Raw genomic sequence first — 15,470 nt, forward strand, 5'->3', positions numbered from 1 at the left:
GACCAGCAGGTCAAACTCCGCGGCCACCGCATCGAACTCGGCGAGATCGAAACCGTCCTGCGTTCTCACCCAGCCGTCACCCAGGCAGCCGTACTCGTCCGCGACGAACGCCTCGTCGCCTACGTCGTGGGACAGAACACCGGCGACCTGCGCGACCACGCCGCCCAGACCCTGCCCGCCTACATGGTCCCCTCCGCCTTCGTCACCCTCGACGACCTCCCCCTGACCGCCAACGGCAAACTCGACCGCAAGGCCCTCCCCGACCCCGACTTCGACACCACGACCACCACGGAACACCGCGCCCCGCGTACTCCCCACGAGGAAGCCTTGTGCGCCCTCTTCGCTGATGTCCTCGGCGTCAGCCGGGTCGGCATCGACGACGACTTCTTCGACCTGGGCGGCGACAGCATCCGGTCCTTGCGGCTGGTGTCCCAGGCGCGTCGCTCGGGAGCGGTCTTCACGGTGAGGGACGTGTTCGACCACCGGACGGTCGCCGGGCTGGCGGCCGCGCACGCCGGGAGCCCGGCGGTGGAGACGACACCGACGGTGGCCGTGGGCGCGGACGACGAGGCGGCCGGGTTCGACGACGCCGCACTGACGGGGCTGAGTGCCGAGGAGCTCGAACGGTTGCAGGCGGAGTGGGAGGGCTGATGGCTCCCCCGGCCGACGCACGACCACCCACCACTCGCCCTCGGGAAGGAGAGCGCCCATGGCCGTTGTCCCGGTCAACGGAATCAGACTGAACTACGAGGACTCCGGCGGGCCCGGCGAACCGGTCGTGCTCGTGATGGGCTCGGGAGCCTCGGGCCGGGCATGGCACCTGCACCAGGTGCCGGCCCTGACGGCCGCCGGGTTCCGGGTCGTCACCTTCGACAACCGGGGCATCCCGCCGACGGACGTGTGCGCCGAGGGGTTCACCGTGCGCGACCTGGCCGAGGACGTCATCGGCCTGGTCGAGTACCTGGGCCTTGGCCCGTGCCGGCTGGTGGGGACCTCGATGGGCGCGTACGTGGTGCAGGAGCTGGCGCTGCTGCGTCCCGCGTTGGTGCGGCAGGCGGTGCTGATGGCCACCCGTGGCCGGGTGGACGCCATGCGCCGGGCGCTGACCGCGGCCGAGATCGAGCTGTACGACTCGGGGGTCGAGCTGCCCCGGCGGTTCGACGCGGTGGTGCAGGCGATGCGGAACCTGTCGCCGCGCAGTCTCTCGGACGACACGGCCGTGCGGGACTGGCTGGACGTGCTGGAGGCGACGTCGGGGACCTCGCCGGGGGAACGGGTGCACATGACGCTGAACCCGGAGCCGGGCCGTCTCGACGCCTACCGGAACATCACCGTGCCGTGCCATGTCATCGCTTTCCAGGACGACTTGGTGACGCCTCCCGAACTGGGCCGTGAGGTCGCCGACGCCATTCCGGGCGCGACGTTCGAGGCGCTCGCGGGGTGCGGGCACTTCGGTTACCTGGAGGACCCGAGCGCGGTGAACAAGAGCATCGTCGAGTTCTTCCGACGGATTGCCTGAACGCCGTCCCTTCCCCCCTCCTCTTCTCGTCTTCCGACTTTCTCTTCCTCCCGAATTCCAGCGAATCGAGGCCCCATGAACCGACAGTCCGACTGGCAGCCCCTGGAGATCACCGCGGAGAGCGCCGGGGTGCCGGCGACTCCCGCCGGTCTCATGGAGTTCATCAGCGACTCCGGCCGGATCGACGAGATGCTCGTCCGGGAGAAGGCTTTGGTCTTCCGCGGGTTCGGTGTGGACACCGACACGCTCGACCCGGTCATGGACGGCCTCCTGCCCAACCGGTTGGCGTACGTCCACGGCAACTCGCCGCGTACCAAGGTCGGCAGCAACGTCTACACGTCGACGGAGTACCCGTCGGAGCTGACGATCTCCATGCACAACGAGCTGTCGTACGCGCACGCCTGGCCGTCGCGGCTGCTGTTCTTCGCCGCGCAGGAGCCCACCACGGGCGGGGCGACGCCGGTCGTGGACGGTGTGGCCTGGCTGGAGGGGCTGGCGCCGGAGGTCCGCGAGGCGTTCGCGGGCGGCGTCCGGTACGTACAGAACCTGCACGGCGGCCGGGGGCTCGGCAAGAGCTGGCAGGACACCTTCGAGACGTCCGACCGCGGTGAGGTGGAGACGTTCCTGAAGGGCACCGAGGCCGAGTGGGAGTGGCTGCGGGACGGCGGGCTGCGAGTGACGCAGGTGCGGCCGTCCACCGTGCGGCATCCGGTGACGGGGGTCGAGGTGTGGTTCAACCAGTCCGACCAGTGGCACCCGGCCGCGCTCGGCGACGACATGGCGGCGGAGCTGGCCCAGATTCTTCCGGAGGAGGAGCTGCCGCAGTCGGTGCGGTTCGCCGACGGCAGCCCCATCCCCGACGAGTACGTGGTCCAGGTGCGGGACAAGGGCCTTGAGGCCGCCGTGGACGTCGACTGGCACACCGGGGACCTCCTGCTCATCGACAACGTCCTGGTCGGCCACGGCCGTCGGCCCTTCACCGGCCCCCGTCGCATCCTCGTCGCGATGTCCGACTGACCGTCGCCGACCACCCGCCGTCCGACACACCCCGCACCCCGCACCCCCCTCCTGGCACCTGGCACCTGGCACCCCACGGAAGAACAGGATTCGCACGCATGAGCACCGTCACTCCCGCTCCCTCCTCCTCCCCCTCCCCTTCCTCTTCGGCCTCCTCCGCCTCCTCCGCCTCTTCCGCGGCCGTCGAGGACCTCCGTCTCGACCACGTCGAGTTGTACGTCTCCGACCTCGACCGCAAGACCGGCCAGTGGGTCGAGGACTACGGGTTCACCGTGGCCGGTACCGCGGGCTCGGAGTCGGAGGGCTTCCGCAGCGTCGCCCTGCGTCAGGGCCGGATCGTGCTGGTGCTGACCGAGGGCACCGGCGACGAGCACCCGGCCGCCGCCTACGTCCACACCCACGGGGACGGCGTGGCCCGGATCGCGATGCGGACCGCGGATGTCGCCGGGGCGTACGCGCACGCGGTGGCACACGGGGCCCGTCCGCTGGTGGAGCCGTCCCGGCTGCCGGGGACGGGGGTGGTGGCCACGGCGACGGTGTCCGGGTTCGGCGACGTGGACCACACCCTCGTACAGCGCCACGAGGACGATGCGGACGGCCTTCCGGCGGGTTTCGTCGCCGTGGCGCCCGCCGCGGTCCCGGACGCCGGGGCGGCCGGCTCGCCCGCGCTGCTGGAGGTCGACCACTTCGCGGTGTGCGTGACGATCGGCGAGCTGGATCCGGTCATCGCCCACTACCGGCGGGCGTTCGGCTTCGAGGAGATCTTCGAGGAGCGCATCGTCGTCGGGACCCAGGCGATGCTCTCGAAGGTGGTGCAGAGCCGGTCCGGCGACGTGACCTTCACGGTCATCCAGCCCGACCCGGACGCGGACCCGGGGCAGATCGACGAGTTCCTGAAGAACCACGACGGTTCGGGCGTCCAGCACATCGCCTTCCGGAGCGAGGACGCCGCGGGTTCGGTGCGCACCCTGGCGGAGCGCGGTGTGGAGTTTCTCACCACGCCGGGCACGTACTACGAACTCCTCGGCCGCCGGGTGCAGTTGCGGCGGCACGGGCTGGACGCGCTGCGGGAGCTGAACATCCTGGTCGACGAGGACCACGGCGGTCAGCTCTATCAGATCTTCACCCGGTCGACGCACGCGCGGCGCACCCTCTTCTTCGAGATCATCGAGCGGCTCGGGGCGGAGACCTTCGGTTCCTCCAACATCAAGGCCCTGTACGAGGCCGTGGAGCTGGAGCGCAGCCGGGAGAACGGCCGGCAGGCGTGACGTCGGCGGGGCTCGCCGCCGCTCCGGAAACGTCCGCGGCGGACACGGCGGGCACGGCGGACACGGCGGACACGGCGGGCACGGCGGGCACGGCGGGCACGGCCGTCGCGGACTCCGCACTGGCGGGCGCGTTGTGTCTCGACGACGTCGAGCGGGCGGCCGCGGCGGTACTTCCCGCGGACGTACGGGACTTCGTGGCGGGCGGCAGCGGCGCGGAGTCGACGCTGGCCGGGAACCGGGCGGCGCTGGACCGGGTGCGTCTGGTGCCGCGGGTACTGCGGGACGTGTCGGAGTGCGACACGTCGACGACGCTGCTGGGCCGGCCGGTGTCCCTGCCGGTGGCGACCGCGCCGGTGGGCTACCAGAAGCTGGCCCATCCGGAGGGTGAGCGGGCGGCGGCCCGCGCCGCGCTGCGGGCCGGGGCGCCGTTCACCGTCGGGACGCTGAGCAGTGTGCCGCTGGAGGAGGTGGCGTCGCCGGAGGCGGTGACCTGGTTCCAGCTGTACTGGCTGCGCGATCGGGAGCTGACCTTCGATCTGGTCCGGCGGGCGGAGGACGCCGGATGCTCGGCGGTGCTGCTCACGGTGGACGTGCCGTGGATGGGACGGCGGTTGCGGGACGTGCGCAGTGGTTTCACGTTGCCGCGGGAGGTGGTGGCCGCGAACCTCGCCGTGGGCGCGCATTCCTCGGCGCACCGCGCGGCGGCGGGTGCGTCGGCGCTGGCCACGCACACCAGCGAGGCGTTCGCCGCCTCGGTGAGCTGGGCGGACGTCGCGGAGCTGCGGCGCCGGACGCGGTTGCCGCTGGTCGTGAAGGGGCTGCTGGATCCGGCGGACGCGGTGCGGGCCGTGGAGTGCGGTGTGGACGGTGTGGTGGTCTCCAACCACGGTGGCCGGCAGCTCGACGGGGCGGTGGCGAGCATCGAGGCCCTGCCGGCGGTGGCCGCCGCGGTGGCGGGTCGCTGCCAGGTGCTGCTGGACAGCGGTGTCCGCAGCGGCGTGGACGTGCTGCGGGCGCTGGCGCTGGGCGCCGACGGCGTGCTGGTGGGGCGCCCCGTGGTGTGGGGTCTGGCGGCGGGCGGGGAGCGGGGGGTCGCGCGGGTGCTGGATCTGCTGCGCGACGAGCTGCGGGACGCGCTGGGGCTGGCGGGCTGTGCCGACGTGGCGGCGGCCCGCGGGCTGCGGGTGTGGGACGGGTCGGCGGGCGGGTTCCGGACGGCTCGCGCGGGAGCGGGCGAGGACGAGGGAGCGGGAGAGCGATGACCACGGAACAGTCGGCATTCCACGCGGCGGTGCTCGAGCCGTCCGCGGACCGTGCGGGCGCGGGCGCGCCCCCGGTGGACCCGGTGCTGCTGGCGACAACGGAGCTGCACGGCTCGCTGGAGGACGGTTCGCTGGACTCGATGAACTTTCTCAACGAGATCGCCCTGCGGTTCCCGGACGCCGTGTCGTTCGCCCCGGGCCGCCCTTACGAGGGTTTCTTCGACACCGGGTTGGTCCACGACTACCTGCGGCGCTTCGAGCGGTACCTGCGGGAGGAGAAGGGGTTCGACGAGGCCCAGGTGCGCCGGACGCTGCTCCAGTACGGGCGGACGAAGGGCATCGTGCACGAGTTGATCGCCCGTCATCTGGAGCTGGACGAGGGTGTCTCGGCGGATCCGGAGTCGATCGTGGTGACGGTGGGCTGCCAGGAGGCCATGTTCCTGGCGCTTCGGGCGCTGCGGGCCGACGAGCGGGACGTGCTGCTCGCGGTGTCGCCTGCCTACGTGGGGATCACCGGTGCCGCCCGGCTCGTGGACATGCCGGTGCTGGAGGTGCCGGCCGGGCCCCGGGGCGTGGACCTGGAGGCGCTGGCACGGGTGGCGCGGACGGCCAGGGAGCAGGGGCTGCGGCCGAGGGCCTGCTATCTGGTACCGGACTTCTCGAACCCGCTGGGCACGAGTCTCGACCTGGCGACGCGGCGCGAGCTGCTGGAGGTGGCGGAACGGGAGGACCTGCTGCTCCTGGAGGACAACCCGTACGGGTACTTCAGCGCGGACGGCGAACGGCTGCCGACCCTGAAGGCGCTGGACACCGGGCGGCGGGTCGTCTACCTCGGTTCGTTCGCCAAGACCGGGCTGCCCGGGGCGCGGATCGGGTACGTGGTGGCGGACCAGCCGGTCGCGGACCGGGAGGGCCGGGTCGGAGTGCTGGCCGACCAGCTGTCGAAGATCAAGAGCATGCTCACGGTCAACACCTCGCCCCTGGCGCAGGCGGTGATCGGCGGCAAGCTGCTGGCCCACGGATGCGATCTGCGCTCGGCGAACGAGCGCGAGACCGAGGTGTACGCGGGCAACCTGCGACGGCTGCTGGACGGGCTGGCGCGGCACTTCCCGCCCGGCTGCGGCTCGGGGGTCACCTGGAACGTGCCGCGGGGCGGGTTCTTCCTCGTGGTGAACGTGCCGTTCGCCGCGGACGAGGCGCTGCTCGAGGTCTCCGCCAGGGACCACGGGGTGCTGTGGACGCCGATGCGCTTCTTCGGCCGGGGGGACGGCGCGGACCGGCAGATCAGGCTGTCGTACAGCCTCGTCACGCCCGCGCAGATCGACGTGGGCCTGGAGCGGTTCGCCGCGCTGGTGGCCCGGCGGGTCGGGGAGGGTGTCGCGTGCGCTGCGCCGTGATCGTGGGCACCGGTCTGATCGGCACGTCGGTCGCGCTGGCCCTGCGCGAGCGGGGGGTGACGACCTATCTGATGGACAGCGATCCCACCGCCGCGCGTACGGCGGCGGCGTTGGGGGCGGGGCTGGCGCAGGAGCCGCCGGAGGTGGCGGACATCGCGGTGCTGGCCGTGCCGCCGGTACGGGTGGCGCCGGTGCTGGCGGATCTGCAGAAGCGGGGTACGGCCCGGTTCTACACGGACGTGGCCAGCGTGAAGGGGCTGCCGCAGCGGGAGGTCGAGGCGCTCGGCTGCGAGTTGACGGCGGTGGTGGGCGGGCATCCGCTGGCCGGCGGGGAGCGGTCGGGGCCGCTGGCGGCGCGGGGTGATCTGTTCACCGGCCGGCCGTGGGTGCTGGTGCCGTCGGAGCACACCAGCGCGGTGGCGCTGAACACGGCGTTGGAACTGGTCGCGCTGTGCGGGGCCACGCCGGTGCTGCTGGACGGCGAGAGCCACGACCGGGCGGTGGCGCTGATCTCGCACGCCCCGCACCTGGTGGCCAGCCTGACCGCGGGGCGGCTGCTGGAGGGCGGTGAGTCGGCGCTGCGTCTGGCGGGCCAGGGGCTGCGGGACGTGACGCGGATCGCGGCGGGCAGTCCGGCGCTGTGGACGGACATCCTGTCGGCGAACCCGGTCCCGGTGGCCGAGGTGCTGGAGGCGCTGGCCGCGGACGCGCTGGCGGCGGCCGGGGCGCTGCGCCGGATCGGCCGCAGGGACACGGACGCGGCGGCGGCCATGGACACGCTGACGGAGCTGTTGCAGCGCGGGGTGGACGGGCGGCGGGCGATCCCCGGCAAGCACGGGATGCCGGACGGCGCGTTGACGGCGGTGGAGGTGTCCGTGGGCGACAGTCCCGGCGAGTTGGCGCGGTTGTTCGCGGCCGCCGCGGCGGCCGGGGCGAACGTGGAGGACGTCGGCATGGAGCACTCCGCGGACCAGCCGACGGGCCGGGCCAGGCTGGCGGTGCTGGAGTCCTCGGCCTCCGCGCTGGCCGAGGCGCTGGGCGCGGACGGCTGGGCGGTGCGGCTCGGGGACTGGCCCGGCGGCCCCTGAGCGCACGCCCACGGTCCGGAACCGGAGAAGAACGGAACGCCGGTCCTCCTCCCTCACGTGAGGGAGGAGGACCGGCGTTCCGTCGTGTGTGTCCAAACGGCGGTACGGACGGCCGCAGGTGCACGCGTGGCGTCCCGGCGCGCGCCCTGGCGCGCCCGGGCGCGCCAGGACGACGGCACGACGGCACGACGACGCGACGGCGCGACGGAGCAATGGCGCGACGGAGTGCGGGTGGAGCGTAGGAGAAGCGGTACCGGGCGGTGCGGGCCGTGCGGACCATGCGGGCCGTGCGGGCCGTGCGGGCCGTGGCGGGCGCGCCAGGCTGGACGCGTCAGGAGGCCTGGTAGGCCATGTGCACGGGAGCGGCGATCCGCTGGCGGGGAAACCGCTGGCGAGCGCGCGGGACCATCGTGTCCGCGGCGTCGGGGACGCGTCGCGTCTGGGTCGGCACGGCGAGGGCGGGGCCCATGCCGTTGAGAACTGCGCGGCCCAGATCGGTGATGCGGTGCGTGACGGTATTGCGGTCACGTTCCGAACGGATCAGCCCGGCATTGCGCAGGACCCCGGTGTGCTGGCTGACGGCCGCCGCCGAGGTGCCGACGTGCCGGGCGAGTTCACTGGTCGTTCCGCCGGCCAGCGTGAGGCGGAGAAGCTGGGCCCGGGTGCGGCCCATCAGGGCGTCCAGTGCTTCCATGTCCCGGGCGTGGGTATTCCAAAGAGTCTCTTTCACGCCGTTCTGGGAACTGACGGAGAAAACGAGAACCGGAAGCGCACTGGTGCCGGCTACGTTTCGGAGTAAGACTGCGGGACGGGCGCCGAGAAAAACGGAGGGAGCGAGCAGGAGACCTCTTCCGGTAAGATCGAAATGACGATTCTCTCCGTTTTGCATCTCCAGATACTGGCCATTCCAGGATATCTGCGGGTGCAGCGAAGCCAGAAGGCTTTCGTTATTGCCGGAGGATCTCTCCATCAGTCTTTCCCGTACCGTGGTCAGATGAGCGAGCATCTGCTCCCAATAGGGGCTGACGGACACCTCGGCGTAGCGCTCCATTGCGGTGCGGATGTCGCTGCGGCTGAGTCCGGAGACCTCGGCGCGCTCTCCCGATATCGCGCCCTCTCCCTGGGACAGTAGCCAGGTGAGGTCCGGTGACCTGCGAAGCGCTTCAACGACCCCCCGGTCGAGCTGTCCCGAACGCAGTCGGGCCGTGACCTGTTTGCGCCACTCCCTGAACGCCGGCTCCGCCCTGGTGCCCATGTGCTGGAGGGAGAAAACCGCCTCCGCCGCAGGCCCCAGGGTCGTCATTATGTGTATGTTTTCCACCGTGTCACGACTAAGACGTATTCGCTGCATCATTCCCCCACCCCGGCAAAGCCGGGATCATACAGCCCAAGCCCTATCACCCGGACCGCTCACTTCTGTGAAATGCGACGATCAGGCAACCGGAGCTATGCTCTCCAGGTCGCCTGAACCAAAGTAACAAACGAGATTCGGCCGCGGTAGGGGGGGTAGATCTTCAGCGCGTACTAAAAGTCTTGACGAGCGAAGCGGAAGGTGGTAGGGATGTCCTCTTTCACCCGTATCGTCAATGATTGCTTTCGAGATCGACTTCGGGGACGTACACAAGAACTTAAGGATTGAATTGGATTGAAGGCCGTACGGGCGGGGAAGATGGCGGCGGCCATCAACGGGGGATGGTGTAGGCCGCCGCCATCGTCTCAGGCGTCCCGCTTGCGCAGGACGATGTAGCCGGCGATCTGAGAGGCGGCCACCCAGACCAGCACGACCAGGAGCGCGCCCATCCGGCCGTACGGTTCGGTGTCGCCGTCCATCAGGTGCTGGCCGGCCGTGGAGGGCAGGTAGTCCAGGATCTTCTTGGTGAAGTCGCTGCTGGACAGCGCCAGGGCACCGGGCAGACCCGCCAGGATCATGAACACCGTCGTCAGGGTGCCGACGGCACTGCGGATCGCCGCGCCGATGCCGATCGAGAAGACGCCCATCAGCGCGATGTAGACACCGGTGCACACGATCGTCGGCACCGCCTTGCCGAGGTCGGCGTCGGCGTACTCGAACAGCAGGGGTGCGGTCGTGACGGTGCCGACCAGGGCGAGCAGCGTGCCCACCACGAACATCACGGGCGCGGCGACCGCCGACTTCGCGAACAGCATCCGGCCGCGCACCGGCACGCACTGGAGCGTGGTCCGGATGCTGCCCGTGGAGTACTCGGTGGTGATGGCCAGCATCGCCAGGGCGATCACGGCGAACTGCACCATGTTCACGGCCAGGACCATCGGGTGGGCGATGGCGATGTCCGTGTCGACGTTGTCGCTGCGGTTGCTGTTGGCCATGCTCACGCCCAGGCCGGGCGCGAAGAGGGCCATCAGCGCGGCGGACCCGATCAGACACCACCAGGTGGCCCGCACGGACCACAGCTTGGTCCACTCCGCGCCGATGGCACCCGCGGTGCCGCCACGTCCCTGCCGCGCCGCGGGGGCACGGGTGCTCACAGCAGTGCTCGACATGGGATCAGGCCTCGACTTCCTGGTGGATCCGGTCCAGGCCGGCGTCCGCGGAGGCCGGCGTGGGCGACTTGTACTCGATGCTGTTGGCGGTCATCTCCATGTACGCCTCCTCCAGCGAGGCTTCCACGACGCGCAGTTCGTGCAGCCTGATGCCCAGCTCGAAGGCCAGGTCGCCGATGGACTCGACGGTGGCGCCGGAGACGAGGCACTCGTGCGGCTCGTGCCGCTGGACGTCCAGCTGCCGCTCCTCCAGGTGCCGCACCAGCGTGTCCATGGCGTCGACGTCGGGGGTGCGCACGCGCACCGCGGTCAGCGAACTGCGGGCGATCACGCGGTCGATGGTGTCGTCGGCGAGGAGCTTGCCCCGGCCGATGACCACCAGGTGGTCCGCGGTCAGCTGCATCTCGCTCATGAGGTGGCTGGAGACGAAGACCGTGCGGCCCTCCGAGGCCAGGGAACGCATCAGTTCGCGCACCCAGCGCACGCCGTCCGGGTCGAGGCCGTTGACCGGCTCGTCGAACAGGAGGATCTGCGGGTCGCCGAGCAGCGCGCTGGCGATGCCCAGGCGCTGGCCCATGCCCAGAGAGAAGGAGCCGGAACGCTTCTTGGCCACCTTCTCCAGACCGACGATGCCCAGCACCTCCTCGACCCGCTTGCGGGGGATGCCGTTGGTGCGTGCCATCGCCAGCAGGTGGCTGTACGCGCTGCGCCCGGGGTGCAGCGCCTTGGCGTCCAGCAGCGCGCCGACCTCGCGCAGAGGGTGGCTCAGCGCCGCGTACGGCTTGCCGTTGATCAGCGCCTCACCCGAGGTCGGACGGTCCAGCCCCATGATCATGCGCATGGTGGTGGACTTCCCGGCGCCGTTGGGGCCGAGGAACCCGGTGACCTTCCCCGGGGCGATCTCCAAGTCCAGGTGGTCCACGGCGACGGCCGCGTCGTACCGCTTCGTTGCTCCACGCAGTGTGATCATTCTCGGCCCGTCCTCGGATGTCCGTTCATGTCACAGACCGTAGGGCCACTCGTCTGACGTGGTCTTCCGTCCTTCGGCAGAGGGCCACTACGACTTTCGTCACAGAGCCACAGAGCCACAGAGCCACAGATACAGAGCCACAGACACAGAGCTACGGAGCCCCGGAGCCCCGGAGCCCCGGCCGGATTCCTGGGTGCGGGCGCGCGAAAGGGCCGGTGCGCGCGCCGAAGGCGACACGCACCGGCCCTGGTCCGCCGAAGGCCGACGGTCGGCAGCCGGCCGTCGGCCGTCGGTGGCTACCGCGACCGGCCGCCGCCGCCGCTCACAGCAGGTCCTCGAACTCGTCGATCTCCTCCTGGCTGATCTCCAGTGCCACGTCGGACGGGGTGAGTCCGCCCGCGTCCGGAGCCTCGGCGTGCTCCGTCAGGGCCCGCAGCGCGGCGAACCACGCCTGGGCCAGCCGTGCGACGGACTCCTGCGGCAGCAGCCGCCCCGCCCACGTCCAGGTCGCCACCAGTCGCGGGCCCCCGGGCTCGTCCGCCGTGTGGGAGTTGAGCTCCACGACGTGGCTCAGCGGTGCCGTGTCCGCCTCGCCGGCCGGTCCCGCGACGCCCGGTTCGGGGGCCCAGGCACCGGCCTGCGGGGCGGCGCCGAAGCGGCCCAGGTAGTTGAAGCCCAGCTGCGGTCGCCGTCCCCCCGCCAGCCGGGCCCGGGTCGCGGGGTTCAGGTGGCGCAGCAGGCCGTAGCCGATGCCCTCGCCGGGCACCGCGCGCAACTGCTCCTTGATCCGCTTGAGGACCGTGCCCGCCGCCGCACCACCGGCCAGCGCCTCGGCGCGGTGGTAGTGGCCCGGCTCCAGCCGCACCGGGTACATGCTGGTGAACCAGCCCACCGTCCGCGACAGTTCGGCCCCGGCCACCGCCTCCTCGACCCGCCCGTGCCCCTCCAGGTCCACGAGGTAGGCAGGCCGCGCGTCGGCTCCCAGCCACGCGTCGAGTGCCAGGGCGAAGGCGGACAGCAGGACGTCGTTCACCCCGGCGCGGAACAGCGTCGGCACGGTCGTCAGCAGCGGGCCGGTCACCTCCGCGGGCAGGGTCAGGGTGAGGCGGCCGGCCGTCGCGTGCGTGTCCTGCTTGGCGTCCAGGGGCGCGGACCCCAGGGGCGGCTCGGTACCGGCGACCACGCCGGCCCAGTACTCCGCCTCGGCCCCGCGGGCGGGCGACACGGCTTCCTCGCGCAGGGTCCTCGCCCAGCGGCGCAGCGACGTGCCGACCGGCGCCGGCCGCGGTGTCCGGCCGTCGGCCGCGGCCTCGTACGCCTCGGCCAGGTCCGGCAGCAGGATGCGCCACGAGACGCCGTCCACCACCATGTGGTTGACCACCAGCAGCAGCCGCCCGTCGTGTCCGGGCCCGCGGTCGAACCACACCACCTGGACCATCCGGCCGCTTACGGGGTCGAGCCGGCCGGCCGCGGCCTCCGCCTCGGCGGCCCACAGCTCCTCGCGTGCCGCCGCGTCGGTCCCCGCCGCGTCCACCCGGCGAACCACCGTGCCGGCGCCGACCGTGCCGGGCGGCGTGATCTCGCACGCCAGCCCGCCCGCCCCGGGATCCTCCGTCACCCGCATGCGCAGGGCGTCGTGGTGGTCGAGGAGCGCCTGCACCGCGCTCAGCAGCGCGTCTTGGCGCAGTCCCGGCGGGACCCGCAGCACCGTCGACTGGTTGAACCGGTCGACGGGGCCGCCGCGTTCGCGCAGCCAGTGCATGATCGGCGTGGCCGGCAGTGTCCCGGTGCCCTCCCCCGGTTCCTCCGCCGCGGCTCCCCCGCCGCCGCCCGTGACCTCGGCCAGCGACGCCACCGTACGGCGCTCGAAGACGTCCTTCGGCGTCAGCACGAGACCGGCCTTGCGGGCCCGGCTGACCAGCTGGATCGACATGATGCTGTCGCCGCCCAGATCGAAGAAGCCGTCGTCGACACCCACCTCCGGCACCCCCAGCACCTCGGCGAAGAGCCGTGCCAGGGTCTCCTCCCGTGCGGTGCGCGGCGCGCGGGAGACCGCCCGTGCGCCCCACTCGGGTACCGGCAGTGCCCGCCGGTCCAGTTTGCCGATGGACGTCAGCGGCAGCGCGTCCAGCTCCACGATCGCCTGCGGGACCATGTAGTCGGGCAGCGCGCTCGCCAGGTGGTCGCGCAGCTCCTGCCCGCTCCCGGCAGCGGCCGGGACCACGTACGCGGCCAGCCGCTTGTCGCCCGGCCGGTCCTCCCGCACCACGACGGCGACCTGCGCCACCGCCGGGTGCGCGGCGAACGCGGCCTCGATCTCGGCCAGTTCGATGCGGAACCCGCGGACCTTCACTTGCCCGTCGGCCCGGCCGAGGAACTCCACCCGGCCCTCACGGTCCCAGCGGACCACGTCGCCCGTACGGTACATGCGGGTGCCCGGTGCGCCGTACGGGTCGGCGACGAACCGCTCGGCCGTCAGGTCCGCCCGGTGCCAGTAGCCGCGGGCCAGCCCGGCACCCGCGACGAACAGCTCGCCGGGCACACCGGGCGGAACCGGCCGCAGCGCCTCGTCCAGGACGTAGTGCAGCATGCCGTCCATGGGCCGGCCGATCGGCACCCCGGCCGCCGTCGGCGCCGTGTCCCGCTCCCCGACCTCGTGGCAGGTGGCGAACGTCGTCGTCTCGGTCGGCCCGTAGACGTGCACGACGGTCGTCGCCGGGCAGCGCTCGCGCACCCGGCGCATCGCCTCCACCGAGGCGAGGTCTCCGCCCGTCCACACCTGACGCACACCGGCCAGGCACTCCGGGTGCTCCTGGGCGAGGACCCGGAACAGACCGGTCGTCAGGAACAGCGCGGTGACACCGTGGTCCACGATCAGGCGGCGCAGCGACTCGATGTCCAGCTCACCCGGCGGTGCCACCACCACCCGGCCGCCGTTCAGCAACGGCGCCCACAGCTCGAACGTCGATCCGTCCCAGGCGTGCGGCGAGTGCAGCGGCACCCGGTCCACGACCCCGTCGCGCCAACGCCGGTCCGCGGCGAGCGCGGTGACGTCGGCGTGGGTGACGGCCACGCCCTTCGGTTCACCGGTGGAGCCCGAGGTGAACATCACGTACACCAGCCGGTCGGGCCGGATGTCCAGGACGAGGTCGCCGTCGTCCTCCCCGGCCGCGATCGGCTCGTCCGTCCCGGACACCGGCAGCACCGGGGCGTCCCCGGCCACCTCGGCGGCCCGGTCGGCCAGGGCGGTGTCGGTGACCAGCACCTCGGACCCGGTCGCGGACAGGATCCAACGCATCCGGCTGTCCGGGTAGGCCGTGCTGAGCGGCACGTACACCCCGCCCGCCTTGGCCACCGCGAGCAGCACGACGACCAGGTCGGCGGAGCGCTCCATCAGCACGCCCACCCTGGACTCGGGCCGCAGCCCCCGGGCGAGCAGCCCGCGCGCCAGGCGGTTGGCCCGGGCGTTCAGCTCCGCGTACGTCAGCTCCTGCCCGCCGAAGGCCACGGCGACCGCGTCGGGGGTGCGAGCGGCCTGGTCCTCGAAGCGGCGCGGGAGGCCACCGGGCAGGTACGCGGAACCGTCCGCGTCCGGGCCCGCGCCGAACTCCGCCAGGACGCGCCGGCGTTCCTCCTCCGCCAGCACGTCCGTCGACCTCACCGGCCGGTCCGGGTGGGCGACCAGGACGGCCAGGACGCGCAGCAGCCGCTCGGCCATGGTCCGCACCGAGTCGCGCACGAAGAGGTCCGCGCTGTACTCGATGCGCCCGGCGTAGCCGTCCGAGGCGTCGGAGAAGGAGAACAGCAGGTCGAACTTGGCCGCCTCCAACGGCGTCCCCTGCGCCGACACGACGAGCCCCGGCAGGGCGTCGATGGCCGACAGCGCGCGCTGCTCCTCGTCGTCGTTCCAGCTCAGCGCCGTCTGGAAGAGAGGGTGCCGTGAACTGGAGCGCTCCGGGTTGAGCGCCTCGACGAGTCGCTCGAAGGGGACGTCCTGGTGGGCGTAGGCGGCGAGGTCCGTCTCCCGCACCCGGACGAGCAGGTCGGTGAAGGTGGGGTCGCCGGAGAGGTCGGTGCGCAGGACCAGGGTGTTGACGAAGAAGCCGACGAGATCGTCGAGGGCGTCGTCGGTGCGGCCCGCGACCGGCGTGCCGATGGGGATGTCCGTGCCCGCCCCGAGCCGGTGCAGCAGCACCGCCAGCGCCGCCTGCATCACCATGAACGGCGTGCACTGGTACTCCCGGGCGACCGCCTCCACCCGGTCCCGCAACTCGGCCGGGACGGTGAAGTCGACGGTCCCGCCCTGGTGACTCGGGGTCTGCGGGCGCGGGCGGTCGGTCGGCAGGTCCAGTTCCTCGGGGAGGTCTTGGAGTTGTTCGCGCCAGTGGGTGAGTTGGCGGGTGATGGGTGAGTGGGGGTCGTCCTCGGT

11 protein-coding genes are annotated in these 15,470 nt (G+C 72.1%); 7 read left to right on the forward strand and 4 right to left on the reverse strand.

Annotation, left to right across the window (positions count from 1 at the left end; translation table 11 throughout):
* From IE94_RS36445 to IE94_RS0133080, 7 genes are all read left to right on the forward strand, one after another.
* Positions 1 to 651, forward strand: a 651-nt coding sequence (locus IE94_RS36445) for an AMP-binding enzyme (protein ID WP_037924368.1), incomplete at its 5' end; no start/stop codon positions are given.
* A gap of 58 nt (positions 652 to 709) precedes the next feature.
* The gene (locus IE94_RS0133055) at positions 710 to 1,519 is read left to right on the forward strand and encodes an alpha/beta fold hydrolase (RefSeq protein ID WP_030191810.1); all 810 of its coding nucleotides are present in this window, start codon (positions 710 to 712) and stop codon (positions 1,517 to 1,519) included.
* Between the two features lie 75 nt (positions 1,520 to 1,594).
* Positions 1,595 to 2,536, forward strand: coding sequence for a TauD/TfdA family dioxygenase (locus tag IE94_RS0133060; protein WP_030191811.1), 942 nt, complete (start codon positions 1,595 to 1,597; stop codon positions 2,534 to 2,536).
* A gap of 98 nt (positions 2,537 to 2,634) precedes the next feature.
* Positions 2,635 to 3,804 (forward strand): 4-hydroxyphenylpyruvate dioxygenase, encoded by a 1,170-nt coding sequence (gene hppD, locus IE94_RS0133065; RefSeq protein WP_078606665.1) that lies wholly within the window; start codon positions 2,635 to 2,637, stop codon positions 3,802 to 3,804.
* A 119-nt stretch (positions 3,805 to 3,923) separates the two neighbouring features.
* On the forward strand, positions 3,924 to 5,066 hold the full coding sequence (locus IE94_RS0133070; protein WP_037924377.1) for an alpha-hydroxy acid oxidase: 1,143 nt from the start codon (positions 3,924 to 3,926) through the stop codon (positions 5,064 to 5,066).
* Complete coding sequence (locus tag IE94_RS0133075) at positions 5,063 to 6,463, forward strand: aminotransferase-like domain-containing protein (RefSeq protein WP_209441103.1); 1,401 nt, start codon at positions 5,063 to 5,065, stop codon at positions 6,461 to 6,463. The genes IE94_RS0133070 and IE94_RS0133075 overlap by 4 nt, the downstream gene beginning before the upstream one ends.
* Positions 6,448 to 7,551 carry a prephenate dehydrogenase gene (locus IE94_RS0133080; protein WP_030191815.1) on the forward strand — a complete coding sequence of 368 codons (1,104 nt, stop codon included), beginning with the start codon at positions 6,448 to 6,450 and terminating at the stop codon, positions 7,549 to 7,551. Before IE94_RS0133075 ends, IE94_RS0133080 begins: the two co-directional genes overlap by 16 nt.
* A gap of 331 nt (positions 7,552 to 7,882) precedes the next feature.
* Here IE94_RS0133080 and IE94_RS0133085 read toward each other — a convergent pair whose 3' ends face one another.
* The 4 genes from IE94_RS0133085 to IE94_RS0133100 all read right to left on the reverse strand — a co-directional run.
* Positions 7,883 to 8,854, reverse strand: coding sequence for an ArsR/SmtB family transcription factor (locus IE94_RS0133085; protein ID WP_051777830.1), 972 nt, complete (start codon positions 8,852 to 8,854; stop codon positions 7,883 to 7,885).
* A gap of 413 nt (positions 8,855 to 9,267) precedes the next feature.
* Positions 9,268 to 10,071 (reverse strand): ABC transporter permease, encoded by an 804-nt coding sequence (locus IE94_RS0133090; RefSeq protein WP_030191817.1) that lies wholly within the window; start codon positions 10,069 to 10,071, stop codon positions 9,268 to 9,270.
* 4 nt (positions 10,072 to 10,075) lie between these two features.
* Positions 10,076 to 11,041, reverse strand: a complete 966-nt coding sequence (locus tag IE94_RS0133095; RefSeq protein WP_030191818.1) for an ABC transporter ATP-binding protein — start codon at positions 11,039 to 11,041, stop codon at positions 10,076 to 10,078.
* Between the two features lie 322 nt (positions 11,042 to 11,363).
* A partial coding sequence (locus tag IE94_RS0133100) for a non-ribosomal peptide synthetase (protein WP_037924371.1) occupies positions 11,364 to 15,470 on the reverse strand: 4,107 nt, incomplete at its 5' end.

Source organism: Streptomyces violaceorubidus, from assembly GCF_000717995.1.
Lineage (GTDB): Bacteria > Actinomycetota > Actinomycetes > Streptomycetales > Streptomycetaceae > Streptomyces > Streptomyces violaceorubidus.